This window comes from Aquifex sp. (assembly GCF_056494385.1).
Genome location: NZ_JBSLZM010000013.1, coordinates 1 through 12964 on the forward strand (window position 1 = coordinate 1; position 12964 = coordinate 12964).

Below are 12964 nucleotides of genomic sequence, written 5' to 3' on the forward strand. Positions count from 1 at the left end.
ATAGCCCCCTTACAGCCCTGTTAAAGAAGGGTTTTAAGGGATTTTTACTGAGCTTTTTCCAGTCTTTATAAACACTGTTAGGGTCAAACCCCGGGAAGCTCGCAAGAGCGAGAACTTCTCCCGTAGAAGCTTTAAGAAGTATTACAGCTCCCGCCGGATTTCCGCTTTCCCGGAATACATCCTCAACAATCTTTTGAAACCTTACGTCTATGGTTAGCTTTATTGAACTACCTTTTTTTGGTTCCTTCCTTTCAAGAACCCTAACTATTTTCCCTATAGCGTTAACCATCACTTTTTCTTCTCCGAGCTTTCCCGTTAAAACCTTATCAAGGGAACGCTCAATTCCCATCTTTCCGACAAAACTAAGGGGTCCTATCTTTCTCTTTAAACGTTTTAAATCCCTTTCGGAAGGTTTACCGACATATCCTATTACGTGAGAAGCGAGGTTTCCCTTAGGATAAACCCTCTTGGGCATAACTTCTATAAATACACCCGGGAGTTTATACCTGTTCTTGTAAAAGGTGTTTATATCTTCCGGAGAAAGTTCCTCCTTCACAACAACGGGCTCAAAGGAAGTCCTAACAACCTTTTCCCTTTTAAGGCTTATACCGAAAAGCCTTTCAATCTCCTTCAGAACTTTCTCAAGCTCCTTTTCCATCAACCTGTTGGCATCGAGAACCAAAACGTAGTTGGGAACGTCGTAAGCCAGAAGTTCACCGTTCCTGTCGTATATATCACCACGGGGAGGATAAAGATACCTTTTCCTTACGTAATTTCTCTCCGAAAGCTCTCTGTATTTTTCACCTTCAATAACCTGAAGCCTAAACAGATTAAAAACAACACTGATAAAACTTCCCAAAGCAGATAAGAGCATTATAATGAAGCTACGTCTCTTCATCTATCAACTTAGAAAAAAGTTTATACGAAACTATAAAAAAAATAATTTCTATAAAAAAAGATAGAATGAGTAACTTTACCGAGTAATCAATCAGGAATTTCTTGCCAACTATGCTAACTACAACAAACTTCCTTAAGATTAAGATTAAGGGCGGTATTATAAAGAAATCAAGGAGTTTATTTTTAACGAAAAGAAACTCCGTTATAAATAGGTATACATACAAAATGACTATGTTTATAAGAGTTATAAAGCCCAAACTATCCGTTATTGTATCAAAAAAAAGACCTGTTATAAATGCAAGTATTAGACTTTTTTCTTTTAAAATACGTGAGGACAGGAGTATAAAGACAAAAGATAGGGATGGCGTTAAGAATAGATTTCCGAATATCGGTGTAAATAAAGAAGCCTGGAAGACGGCTATCACGAGAGACAGAAGAAGGAAAAGAAACACCATCTTTTAAATTGTATATTAAGTTATATGAGGTTCTTATCTTACATACTTATAAGCCTTGGATTCTTGCTTCCAGAGCCCTATCAAAGTGATGCGGATAAGTTAGTTAGAATTTACAAGCGGATAGTTGATATAGAGAAAAAAATTGAAAGAGAGAAAGGAGTAAACTTTAAACTCGTTGATGAACTAAACAGGCTTGGTTATCCTATTTACGTTATCTATAAGAAGTATGAGTATTACAAGGATAGGAATGAGATAAGTTTAAAACTTTACGCTGAGGCTAAGAAGGTTTACGAGGAGTATATGCTTCTCAAGAGAAAACTATTTCCGAAGTTCATAAAGATGGATGCGGAAAGAAATAACCTCTTCCTTTGCGGAGTTGAACTCAGCGGAAAGGAAAAGAGAAAATTAATCATTAGGGTAAAACATCCCGAGAGCGATGAAGAAATAAGCAAACTTATCAACTCAACCCAGCTTATGTATGCGGGCAGACTCGGCTTCGAAGTGATAGACTTCCGTCCATGTAAGGAGTAAATTAATCAGTAAGGTGGAGGGAATGGAAAGCATACAACTCTTTCCGGTTTTTAGGAACTTAAATCAACTTCAAAACCCCAAGGGAAGTAAGGGAGAGTTTCTTGAAGTTCTTTTAACACTTTTTGAAGGTTTTAAAAAGGTAGAAAGAATAAAAGAGGGGGAAAAGGAGAAAACAAACATATTCGTTTTTAACGGTGCATTTAAGAAAAGTGGAAAGGGAAACAAAAGAACAGAAGATGACCAGTCTCAACCGATAAACTTTAAAGTGCCCGTGTATACCCGGTTAATACTTGAACTAAATGAACCAAAAAATAACGTTCAAATGACCAAGGAATACAATACAAAAAACGGTAATAATGGAATAGTTAATCCCGATAAAGAAGTGAAATTGGAAAATAGGCTAACTTTTGTAAAGTCTGATAAAAATTTAGAATTGGAATTGATTAAACAAAGAGATGTTTTTACTCTTCCGTTTAATAAAACACATCGCGCTCAAGGAAAACCCATGCCTACACTCGGTTCCGGTAATATAAAAACCTTGGAAGTTATTGAGAAGATGAAAAAAAATATAAAAAACACTTTAGAAAAAAAAGAATTACCCGAAAATAGAGCTATTATACAACCTTCAGAGCGTGAATGGAATTTTATAACTGCAAAGAAATCTTTTAAGAATAATTCAACACACAATGGATTAATAAAAATATCTTCGTTAAAAGATTTAGGAACTTCTAAAGAGGAAAAAAAGAAGAACTCAAAGATTGAAGAGAGTTCACCCGTATTAGTAGAGATAAAGGAATATAAAAAGGAAAAATTCGAAGTTAAAAAGTCGGAATTAAGGAAGCTAATAAAAAACTTTAGCTTATATAATGATAATAATATAAAAAAAATAAAGATTGAGATAAAAGATATAGGAATGGAAATGAGGTTCTTAAAGGAAAATGCGACTCTTTTTTTAAAGATTAAGGATTTTAACAACTCCTTTATAACGAGTTACGACGCTGTGAGAATATCTCAGATATTTCAGAGTGCGGGCTTCAGGCTTGAGAGCTTAAACGTTAACGGAAGTGAGATTTACAGAGATAGAGAAAGGGAAAGGGAAAGGGGTAATATAGGAGTAAATGAGCCCGACGAGAATTCTGGTTATACTACTTCTTCTAATTTCAGCGTTCTCCTTTAATGCGGTAAATAAAAAAGAAGAAGCGGTTAAAACTTACTACGAAAACGGAATAAGGGCGCTTAGTGTAAACGACTACATTGATGCACTCTTATACTTCTCAAGAGCATACACCCTCTCTCCGGAGAGTGATTACGGAGAGCTCTCATATCTTTATTACGGTCTTTCGTACGCTTTATACTCTTACAACCTTGGGAATAAGGAAGGTATATTTTCCGCTATAGGTTTTCTGAACTTGTATACCTTTCACTATAAATCTCCAAGGTATATGGTCCTCCAGAGGGAGTTTATGGGAGACTCCTTCTTTCTCCTCGGTTGGTACGATAAGGCTATGGATATCTATGCATCCCTTTACGGTGATACGAGAGATAACAGGTTCATAATAAAGTTTGCACTGGCATCCGCACTGTTCGGTGACTATACGGGATATTCATATATAAAAAGGCTTAACATGATTCCGGGGGAATACACCTACCTTTATTACTTTGCCCTCGGTATATACGAGGTGAGCCTCGGAAACTATAGGGAAGGTCTTGAAGACTTAAGGAAAGCTTTAGAACTAAACAGTTTCCTGAAGTATGACGTTCATTTCAATTATTACACTGCACTTTCCCTTTACAGAAGCGGGAATATACGCAAGGCCCTATTTTACTTTACAAGGGCAAAGAAGCTTGATAAGTTCGGTTTTTACAAAGTTATGCTTAACTACTACCTTACAGAGCTTAACCTAAGGCTTAATAACTTTTCGGACGCTTACGCGATATACAAGGATATAAAGAAAGAACTCTTTTACAATCCCATTTACAGAATTATTTATTTAAAGTATTGGAAAAACAAAGAGTTCCTTAGTAGATTTGACGAGTTTAAATTCTACTACGACGTTGTCCTCCAACTAGGCTGGTTATCAACGGGTAAGCCTTACGGGAATTTTGTTCTGTTTGCTCTATACAATAAGGCTATTGAAAGAAAAAAGATAAACGAGGAAGAGAAGGAATTTTTAAAGGTTGTTAACTTTAGAAAAAACTCTTTTGCTCTTTTAGGAGAGGTGTTTAGTTATGAAGAGGAAATTAATTTACTAAATAAGAAGATTTTAAGCTTGAAACCCTACGTTTACGGAGATTTAATAGTAGAACTTTACAAGTTAAATAGGAAAAACTTCTTGAGTGTTTTTAATAAACCCTCATCTATTGAGGTTTTGGCGAGAGCCCTTCTCTACAAGGGAGATGACGAGTTCCTAAAGGTTGTTGAGCTCTTACCAAGGACACCTAAAAGAAAGTTCTTAAGGGGTGTTTTCTGGTTCTCAAAGGGGAAGAAGGAGGTTACAAAACGTTTATTGAAGGAGTCTATAGATAAGCTTGATGGTGTGGATAAACTTGAGGCGTTACTAATACTTTCTTACCTTGAGGAAAATGTTTACATAGACGAGGTGATAAAACTGGCAAAAGAGTATGATAGATTACGCGGCTACTTTCCGTATATATACAAGCTTGCAGGGGATATATACTACGAAAGAGGTCTTTACAGGGAGGCCGTAGATATGTACAAAAAGTTTTTGGAAGGGTATAAAAGGAAAGACGATGTTTACGGTGCTGTTCTCGTTAAGCTCGGGTATTCTGCGGAGAAGCTTGGTAGAAGTAATCTTCTCTCGGAGATTGTAAAGGAAGCTAAGAGCTTTAAAAAACCTTGGAAGGAAGTTATATTAAGTTTGTGGGGTGGGTAAATGGATATATTCAGAGGGGCTGACAAGTTAAAACCTTACCTTAACTACACTTGGAAGAAGCATAAGGTAATCTTAGGAAATATAGCGAACGCTGACACTCCGAACTACAAAAGGAGGGATATAGTTTTCAAAGTTGAAAAGCCCTCAATACCTTTAAAAACAACGCGTGATAAACACATAAAGAACTACGAAAAGTTTGAGATAAAGCTCGTTGAGGTAAAAAGCGGTCTTATGGGAAACGACAGGAACAACGTGAGCATTGAAAGGGAACTTTCGGAACTTGTAAAGAACAGGCTTGCTTACGAGACATACCTGAAGTTTGCTATAGGTAGTCTGGAAGGTCTCAACAGGGTTATAAAAGGGAGGACTGAATGATGGATATGTTCAGAGCTCTTGACATCAGTGCATCCGGTATGTATGCCCAGAGGATAAGGATGAACACTATTGCGTCAAATCTGGCTAACTACGAGTCTTTCAAGAAAGATGGAACACCCTTTCAGAGACTGGTTCCGGTATTTGAAGCTGTTGAGAAAAGCCCTACTGAGGTCTACGTAAGGGTTAAGGAAATAAGAGAAATTCCGGGATTTAAGCTAATTTACGACCCGGACAATCCTAAAGCGGATGAAAAGGGATACGTAAGGCTTCCCGATATAGAACCTGTTAAGGAAATGGTTGATATGATTACCGCGGTAAGAAGCTACGAGGCAAACTTAAAAGCGTTCACCATTACGAGGGATATAATTGAGAGGACTTTTGAGTCATGGAAGTAAGAAGTTTAGGAATAATACCGAAACTCTTTAAAGAGACTCAGGCCGGGAAGAGTGACGTAATTGAAGATTTTAAAAACTTTATTGAGTGGGTAAACGAAAAGGAGCTCCGCTACCGGAGGTTGAAAAAGAAAGCTATTGAAGGGGAAGATATACCCCTTCACGAGATAGTCATCGAAGCGGAAAAGGCAAAGGTAGCCCTAAATTTACTTATAGAGGTGAGAAACAAACTCCTTGAAGCTTACAGGGACTTAATAAACATGCAGGTTTAGAATGGAAAAACTGAGGGAGTATTTAAACCTTTTAAGGGATAAGTTTGATGCCCTCTCACCGATTCAGAAAGCGTTAGCGGTAGGCATTCCCCTATTTATTTTGTCGCTCGGTGCATTGGCAGTTATATACCTCTCTCAGGAGAATTACACCGTTTTATACACGGGGCTTTCTTCGGAAGATTTAAACAGTATAATAACCGAGCTTGACAAAGAGGGCATTAATTACAAAATTTCCCCCGACGGAAGGACGATTTACGTTCCCGAAGGAATAGCGAGAGAGCTGAGGTTAAAGCTTGCCGCAAAGGGTATTCCGAAAAGGGGAATAGTGGGTTACGAGGTATTTGATAAAAGCGGAATAGCCCTTTCACGGTTTCAACAGCTTGTGAACTTTAAAAGAGCAATAGAGGGAGAACTTGCAAAAACTATAATGAGCCTTGAGTGTATAGACTACGCAAGGGTTCACATAGTTCTTCCCGAAAGGAGCCTATTTATAAGAGAGGAGGGAGAGGCTAAGGCCTCTGTATTTGTGGAGTTAAAACCCGGATGTGAGTTATCACCGGAACAGGTAAAGGCTATAAGAAACCTGGTTGCAGGAAGTGTAGAGAACTTAAAACCCTCACAGGTTGTAGTGATAGACGATAAGGGAAGGGATTTGACAGCTTTCCTTGAGGAAGAAAATGGAAGAATACAAACCCTCCAGTTAAAGATAAAAAGGGAATTTGAGAGAAACCTTGAGATGAAGATACAGAGAACTCTTGAAAGTGTCCTTGGATACGGAAAAGCTAAGGTGAACGTTTCAGCGGAGCTTGATTTTTCTTCTATGAAGAAAAGAGAAGAGCTATACGACCCTGACCTTGTGGCGGTAGTAAGTGAGCAAAAGAAAAAGGAACGTTCCGTGAGAAGACAGCCCCAGGGTATTCCGGGAACCCAGGCAAACATTCCTCCCGCAAGGGGTGCCGGACCTCAAGAAGAAGTTTTAACAGAGAAAAAGGAAAGCATAACGAATTACGAGGTAAGCAAAAGGGAGATATACTACGAGGACAACACCATAAAGGTAAAAAGGATAAGTGTAGGCGTTATAGTGGATAAAAACCTTGAGGTTAACGTTGAAGAACTGAAAAAGTTAATAATAGCTTCTGCGGGACTTAACCCTAAAAGAGGAGACGTTATCTCCGTTGTGTCCCTACCCTTTGCAAAAGCTCCTATTCCGGCAGAAAGAAGGCCTGAAGTTCCCCTTTACGTTTACCTTATTGTGGGAGGAGTCGGTTTAGTAACACTTATCTTGATAGCCTACGGATTGTTCAGGCTTCTCAGGAGAAGGACACCCGCACCGGTTCCCGCACATGCGCCCGGAATTCCTACGGTTGAAGAAGTGAGGAAGAAGAGCCCCTATGAGGAACTTCTGGAGTTTGCAAAGAACGAACCGGAAAGGGTTGCCCTCGTTATAAGAAAATGGCTAAAGGAGAAATAGCTTACGTTCCCATCTCCCAAGAACTTAAATACTTCTTTTGTTCCTCTGTAAGTTCGTCTATTTGTATGTTAAGGGCATTTAGCTTTAACCTTGCAACCTCTTCGTCTATCTCCCTCGGAACCCTGTAAACCCTTTTCTCAAGATTGCTTCCGTTCTTCACTATGTATTCCGCACTGAGTGCTTGGTTTGAGAAAGACATATCCATAACCGATGCCGGGTGCCCTTCAGCAGCTGCGAGGTTAACAAGCCTACCTTCTGCAAGAAGGTATATTCTTCTTCCATCCTTCAGTTTGTATTCCGTTACGTTTTTCCTTATTTCCCTTTTTTCAACAGCCATTTCCTCAAGTGCCGGTATGTCTATCTCAACGTTAAAGTGTCCGCTGTTTGCCACTATTGCCCCGTCCTTCATAACCTCAAAATGCTCCTTCCTTATAACATGTATATTTCCCGTAACTGTTACGAAGAAATCCCCGAGCTTTGCCGCTTCAGACATAGGCATAACAAGGAAACCGTCCATGCGAGCCTCAAGGGCTTTAATGGGGTCAACCTCGGTGACTATAACTATGGCACCCATTCCCCTCGCCCTTTGTGCAACCCCTTTACCGCACCATCCGTATCCCGCAACTACAAAGTAAGAGCCTGCTATAAGCCTATTTGTAGCCCTCAATATTCCGTCTATCGTTGACTGTCCCGTACCGTATCTGTTGTCAAACATGTGCTTTGTATACGCATCGTTAACCGCTATTACGGGGAATTTGAGAACTCCCTGCTGCGCCATGGCTCTCAACCTTATAACACCCGTTGTGGTTTCTTCCATACCACCTATTACCTTTTGTGCAAGCTCGGGATATTCCTTGTGAAGGGTTGATATGAGGTCCGCTCCGTCATCTATAACTATATCGGGTTCTTTCTCTATAACAGCCTTCAGGTGTTTGTAATATGTCTCCCTATCCTCTCCCCTTATTGCGAATACGGGAATATCAAAATACTTAACGAGTGCCGCTGCAACGTCGTCTTGGGTAGAAAGGGGGTTTGATGCGGTGAGATAAACCTCAGCTCCTCCTTCCTTCAATGTCCTAACGAGGTTCGCTGTTTCCGTCGTAACGTGGAGACACGCCGAGACTTTCTTACCATTTAGCGGCTTTTCCTTGGAAAACCTTTCCCTTATTTGCCTCAGGACGGGCATATCCATCTCAGCCCACTCAATACGCTTTAGCCCTTCTTCCGCAAGGGATAAGTCCTTAACGTCAAAATCCATTCTCTACCTCCTTCTTAAGCTCATCGTTCATTTTATCAACCATTTGTTTTAGGGATTTCATATACTCTTCAAGTTTCTCAGCGTATTTGGGGTACTTTATTGAGAGTATTCTCACAGCAAGAAGGGCTGCGTTCTTTGCATTTCCTATGGCAACCGTTGCAACGGGAATGCCCGCAGGCATCTGAACGATGGAGTAAAGGGAGTCAACACCTCCCAGGTGTTTTGTAGGTATGGGAACACCTATCACGGGCAAGGTTGTCATAGATGCCGTCATGCCGGGAAGATGTGCTGACCCTCCTGCTCCCGCTATGATTACCTCAATTCCCCTTTTTCTCGCACTTTTCGCATACTCGTACATCCTTTCGGGGGTTCTGTGGGCTGAAACCACCTTAACTTCGTGGGGAACTCCGAACTCCTTCAGAACCTCATGGGCTCCCTTCATATACTCCCAGTCGGAAATACTTCCCATTATTATGCCTACGAGCGGTTGCATATAAAAAGTTTAAAATAAGAGCATGATTGCGGTATCGGGAGGAGGAACGGGAGGACACTTCTTTCCCGCTCTCGCGTTTATAGAGTATGCAAAGAAGAACGAGAATCTCCTTTTTATAGGAGCTAAAAGGGGCATTGAATACAAGCTGAGGGAAATTATAGGTGTTCCTTCTATTTTTCTTGAGATTTACCCCTTCAGGGGTGTAAGCTTGAAGGAAAAGTTAATAGCTTTATACAGCGTTTTTAAGGCTCAAAAGGAGCTTTACAAGGAGCTAAAAAGTGATTTCGCCTCTCTCGTCTTCGGAGGATACGCATCACTTCCCCTCGGTGTTCACACGGTTTTAAGGAGAAAGAAACTCTTCATCCATGAACAAAACTCAGTCCCGAGTAAGACGAATAAGCTCCTGTCAAAGAAAGCGGAAGAAATTTTTATAACCTTTGAGTATACGAGAAAATTTTTTAAGAGCGCTATAAGAACGGGAATTCCTTTAAGGGAAAAAGTGAAGAAAAGGTATGGTGATGCGAAAATAAGGCTCGGTTTGAATCCTGAAAAGAAAACGCTTCTTATATTCGGTGGTTCTCAGGGGGCTTTATTCTTAAACGAACTGACGGAAAGGCTTGTAAACCTCCTTCCGAAGGATATTCAGGTTATCTTAATTTCGGGAGAAAAACATTACGAAAGGTTTAAGAACCTGAAAGGTGTAAAGGTTCTTCCCTTTTCCCTTGATATGGCTCTTATATACTCCGCAAGTGACATTGCTATAACCCGTGCGGGAGCCGGAACTATAACAGAATTATCTTACCACGGTATTCCTTCAATTTTCATTCCGTATCCGTATGCCGCAGATGACCACCAATTTTTTAACGCAAAGGAAATTGAAGAACTGGGGGGTGGATTTGTTCTAAGACAAGAAGAGGCGGAAGAAAACAGGGTTTTAATACTTCTTGAAAAGCTTCTTTCTGAATACGAAAGATTTCAAAGGGGGATAAAAAGTTTTTACAAAGAGGGAGCAGAGAAAGAAATACTTAACCTAATTAACCGGGTAAAGGTATAGCAGGCTTTACTCTGAGTATATACTTTGTTCCCTCTTTGTCAATTATCTCAAGGGATGTTATTTTTCCTTCCTCTTCTATCACGTAAATCTCTTGAGGGTGATGGATTAAGTGGTCATGGGTTTCCCTGAACTGAATCTCAAATACATCATCCTTGGGATCGTAAGAGAGTCCCATAAGGGGAGAATACTCTACCTCCGTTTGGTCTCCTATCTCCTTGTTAACAACCTCAAGCTGTGCCTCAACAGCGGGAAGGTTCTTTGATAGGTTGTCAAAGTATTTTTCCCATTCTTCTTTCGGTAGCTTTGTAGAGCCCATCTTTCCCACCTCCTTGATAGTTTCTCAATATTAATTATATATTTTTTTAGTGAATTGTCATCAATCTACCTTTCCCGGTTTCCCCTATAATTATGCTTAATGAAGTTCGGAGTTTGCGTATTCCCGGGTTCTAACTGCGATTACGATACCTATTACGTTATAAGGGATGTCCTTGAGAAGGATGTTGAGTTCATCTACTGGGAGGAGAGGAATCTCTCGCGGTTTGACTGCGTTATCCTTCCCGGAGGCTTCTCCTTTGGTGACTACCTGAGGCCGGGTGCTTTGGCGGCGAAAACACCTCTTGCAGAAGCGGTTTACGAGTTTGCCCAAAAGGGAAAGTTCGTTCTCGGTATATGCAACGGTTTTCAGATTCTTACGGAGCTTCAGCTGCTTCCCGGTGCTCTCCTTCCCAACCTGAACATGCGATTTGTGTGTAAGTGGGTTTACCTGAGGATTGAGAACAACAATACACCTTTCACGAAAGCCCTTGATAAGGGAGACGTTCTAAAGATTCCCATAGCCCATCACGACGGAAGGTATTACGTTCCCGAAAAAGAGCTCAAAGAAATGGAGGAAAGGGGACAAATACTCCTAAGATATTCCGATGAGAAGGGAAATGTAACACCGGAAGTAAACCCAAACGGCTCCGTTTCAAACATAGCGGGAGTTATGAACAAAGAGGGTAACGTTTTCGGTCTCATGCCGCATCCCGAAAGGGCTTCGGAGGACATACTGGGTTCCCACGATGGTCTTATGCTTTGGTATTCCCTCATAAGGTCTTAATTGTGCTATGCTAAATTAAGGTGATAGACTCCAAGACCGTAAAAGAAGCTTTAAAGAAGAAAAGGGTTAGGAGTGAAGAAGCTTTCGGGCTTGAGTATCTCAGGTTTAACGACGACCACAGGGACATACCGAGGGGAACGGTAATATTCAAGGACTTCATCGTTTGGGGATATCCCCACATAGGAAGGATATTTCTGCTTGAGACGGGACTAAAAGAGCAGTTTGAACACCCATTCTGGGTTGAGGAAAAGGTTGATGGTTATAACACGAGAATTTTTAAATACGGGGATAATTATTACGCATTATCAAGGGGTGGTTTTATATGTCCATTCACCACCGACAGGCTTCCGGACCTCATAGACCTACGTATCTTGGATGAAAATCCCGACCTCGTAATTTGTGCGGAAGTAGCGGGTCCCGAAAACCCCTATATAGAGGAAAGTCCTCCATTTGTTAAGGAAGATGTTAAGCTCTTTGTGTTTGACTTTATGAAGAAGAACGAACTAAAGTTTCTTCCCCAAGAGGAGAAGATGGAGCTTATAGAGAGGTATAACCTTCCTCACGTTCAAGTTCTCGGGAAATTTACCTCTTCCGAGGAGGATATCAGAAAGATTAAGGAAATTCTTAGGAAGTTCAACGAGGAAGGAAGGGAAGGTGTGGTGTTTAAGGAAGACAGTGAAAGAAATAAACGGGCAAAGTATATAACGAGTTATGCAAACCTGATGGACATTAAGTTTAATGCAAAGAACATGCTCCAGCTTCCTCCCGAGTACTATACAAACAGGATACTGAGGCTCGTTTTATTCATGCTTGAAGAAGGACTTGAGAGAACGGAGCATCTCTACGAAGAACTCGGAAAGGCGTTTATAGACGGTCTTTTTGATGCAATAAACCAGTTTCAAAAGGAACACAAGGTTTACAAGACCTTTAGCTGTAGGTTCAGGAAGAAGGAAAACGCCTTGGCACTCCTTGAACTGTTATCCAAAACTTCAAAGCACATACAGGTCAAAGAAAGAAGACTTGAGAAGGAAGGGGACTACTGGAGGCTTGAGTTTGACAAGGTTTACCTGAATATGACTGGACTCCTCGGACACCTGTTGAGCGGTGGAATAGTCTACGACTGAAGGTTATACTAAATTTTTCCCCATGGTTGAGTTAAGATACTTCTCAATTCTGAGGGAAAAGCTCGGAAGGAGTTCAGAAGAGTTTGAGTTTGAGGGGAGTGTAAAGGAGCTTAAGGAGCTTTTAAAGGAAAAGTATCCCGAGATTAAAAACATACTTGATAGTGTAAGGTTTGCGGTAAATGAGGAGTATGTAAGTGATGATTTTAAGATAAAAAGCGGTGATAGGGTAGCCTTAATTCCTCCCGTAAGCGGTGGATAATTATTATGGAGGTGAAGGGATGGAAGAGATATTCGTTGATAACTACCTTGTTAAGGGAGACAGATATTATACAAAGGAGCACGAGTGGGTCAGGATAAAGAACGGATTGGCGGAAGTGGGAATAACCGATTACGCTCAGAAACAGCTCGGGGACATAGTTTACGTTGATCTTCCCGAGAAGGGAAAAGAGATTGATGCGGGGGACACACTCGCAAACATAGAGTCCGTTAAGAACGTTGCACCTGTTTACGCACCCGTAACGGGAACGGTTGTTGAGGTTAACGAGGATCTGAGGGACGAACCGGGAATGATAAACGATGACCCCTACGAGGCGGGATGGATAGCTGTTCTTGAGATGAAGGACCCGAGCGAGGTTGAGGACCTGATGAC

Annotated in this window: 17 protein-coding genes; 12 read left to right on the forward strand and 5 right to left on the reverse strand. The window is 40.8% G+C overall.

Annotated features, from left to right (window positions below):
• Both ACWB1W_RS01105 and ACWB1W_RS01110 read right to left on the reverse strand, forming a co-directional pair.
• A partial coding sequence (locus tag ACWB1W_RS01105) for a penicillin-binding protein 2 (protein WP_479369550.1) occupies positions 1-898 on the reverse strand: 898 nt, incomplete at its 3' end.
• On the reverse strand, positions 885-1352 hold the full coding sequence (locus ACWB1W_RS01110) for a hypothetical protein (protein ID WP_479369551.1): 468 nt from the start codon (positions 1350-1352) through the stop codon (positions 885-887). The genes ACWB1W_RS01105 and ACWB1W_RS01110, both read right to left, overlap by 14 nt.
• Positions 1353-1376: 24 nt before the next feature.
• Here ACWB1W_RS01110 and ACWB1W_RS01115 point away from each other — a divergent pair, with 24 nt between their 5' ends.
• From ACWB1W_RS01115 to fliF, 7 genes are read left to right on the forward strand one after another with little or no spacing between them, the layout of a single operon-like run.
• Positions 1377-1883 carry a hypothetical protein gene (locus ACWB1W_RS01115; protein WP_479369552.1) on the forward strand — a complete coding sequence of 169 codons (507 nt, stop codon included), beginning with the start codon at positions 1377-1379 and terminating at the stop codon, positions 1881-1883.
• Positions 1884-1905: 22 nt separating this feature from the next.
• Positions 1906-3060 carry a hypothetical protein gene (locus ACWB1W_RS01120; protein ID WP_479369553.1) on the forward strand — a complete coding sequence of 385 codons (1155 nt, stop codon included), beginning with the start codon at positions 1906-1908 and terminating at the stop codon, positions 3058-3060.
• Entirely contained in the window at positions 3002-4777 is a 1776-nt protein-coding gene (locus ACWB1W_RS01125) for a hypothetical protein (protein ID WP_479369554.1), read from the forward strand. Before ACWB1W_RS01120 ends, ACWB1W_RS01125 begins: the two co-directional genes overlap by 59 nt.
• Positions 4778-5152 (forward strand): flagellar basal body rod protein FlgB, encoded by a 375-nt coding sequence (gene flgB / locus ACWB1W_RS01130; RefSeq protein WP_479369555.1) that lies wholly within the window; start codon positions 4778-4780, stop codon positions 5150-5152.
• Complete coding sequence (flgC, locus tag ACWB1W_RS01135) at positions 5149-5547, forward strand: flagellar basal body rod protein FlgC (protein WP_479369556.1); 399 nt, start codon at positions 5149-5151, stop codon at positions 5545-5547. The genes flgB and flgC overlap by 4 nt, the downstream gene beginning before the upstream one ends.
• Positions 5538-5816, forward strand: coding sequence for a flagellar hook-basal body complex protein FliE (fliE, locus tag ACWB1W_RS01140; protein ID WP_479369557.1), 279 nt, complete (start codon positions 5538-5540; stop codon positions 5814-5816). The genes flgC and fliE overlap by 10 nt, the downstream gene beginning before the upstream one ends.
• Position 5817: 1 nt before the next feature.
• A complete protein-coding gene (gene fliF, locus ACWB1W_RS01145; RefSeq protein WP_479369558.1) occupies positions 5818-7287 on the forward strand; it encodes a flagellar basal-body MS-ring/collar protein FliF in 1470 nt (489 codons plus the stop codon).
• A 1-nt stretch (position 7288) separates the two neighbouring features.
• Here the strand turns inward: fliF and ahcY are convergent, their stop codons facing one another.
• Together ahcY and purE are read right to left on the reverse strand one after the other, a co-directional pair.
• Positions 7289-8545, reverse strand: coding sequence for an adenosylhomocysteinase (gene ahcY, locus ACWB1W_RS01150; RefSeq protein WP_479369559.1), 1257 nt, complete (start codon positions 8543-8545; stop codon positions 7289-7291).
• Positions 8535-9038: a 5-(carboxyamino)imidazole ribonucleotide mutase gene (purE, locus tag ACWB1W_RS01155; RefSeq protein WP_479369560.1), complete on the reverse strand. Its 504-nt coding sequence runs from the start codon at positions 9036-9038 to the stop codon at positions 8535-8537. The genes ahcY and purE overlap by 11 nt, the downstream gene beginning before the upstream one ends.
• Before the next feature lie 22 nt (positions 9039-9060).
• Between purE and murG the strand changes: the two genes are divergently transcribed.
• The gene (gene murG, locus ACWB1W_RS01160) at positions 9061-10092 is read left to right on the forward strand and encodes an undecaprenyldiphospho-muramoylpentapeptide beta-N-acetylglucosaminyltransferase (protein WP_479369561.1); all 1032 of its coding nucleotides are present in this window, start codon (positions 9061-9063) and stop codon (positions 10090-10092) included.
• Here the strand turns inward: murG and ACWB1W_RS01165 are convergent.
• Positions 10073-10408 carry a DUF5335 family protein gene (locus ACWB1W_RS01165; protein WP_479369562.1) on the reverse strand — a complete coding sequence of 112 codons (336 nt, stop codon included), beginning with the start codon at positions 10406-10408 and terminating at the stop codon, positions 10073-10075. The two genes, murG and ACWB1W_RS01165, sit on opposite strands and share 20 nt — an antisense overlap.
• 99 nt (positions 10409-10507) lie before the next feature.
• Between ACWB1W_RS01165 and purQ the strand changes: the two genes are divergently transcribed.
• The 4 genes from purQ to gcvH all read left to right on the forward strand — a co-directional run.
• On the forward strand, positions 10508-11191 hold the full coding sequence (purQ, locus tag ACWB1W_RS01170) for a phosphoribosylformylglycinamidine synthase I (protein ID WP_479369563.1): 684 nt from the start codon (positions 10508-10510) through the stop codon (positions 11189-11191).
• Between the two features lie 20 nt (positions 11192-11211).
• On the forward strand, positions 11212-12315 hold the full coding sequence (locus tag ACWB1W_RS01175) for an RNA ligase (protein ID WP_479369564.1): 1104 nt from the start codon (positions 11212-11214) through the stop codon (positions 12313-12315).
• Between the two features lie 22 nt (positions 12316-12337).
• On the forward strand, positions 12338-12574 hold the full coding sequence (moaD, locus tag ACWB1W_RS01180; RefSeq protein WP_479369565.1) for a molybdopterin converting factor subunit 1: 237 nt from the start codon (positions 12338-12340) through the stop codon (positions 12572-12574).
• Positions 12575-12593: 19 nt separating this feature from the next.
• Positions 12594-12964, forward strand: a 371-nt coding sequence (gene gcvH / locus ACWB1W_RS01185; protein WP_479369566.1) for a glycine cleavage system protein GcvH, incomplete at its 3' end; no start/stop codon positions are given.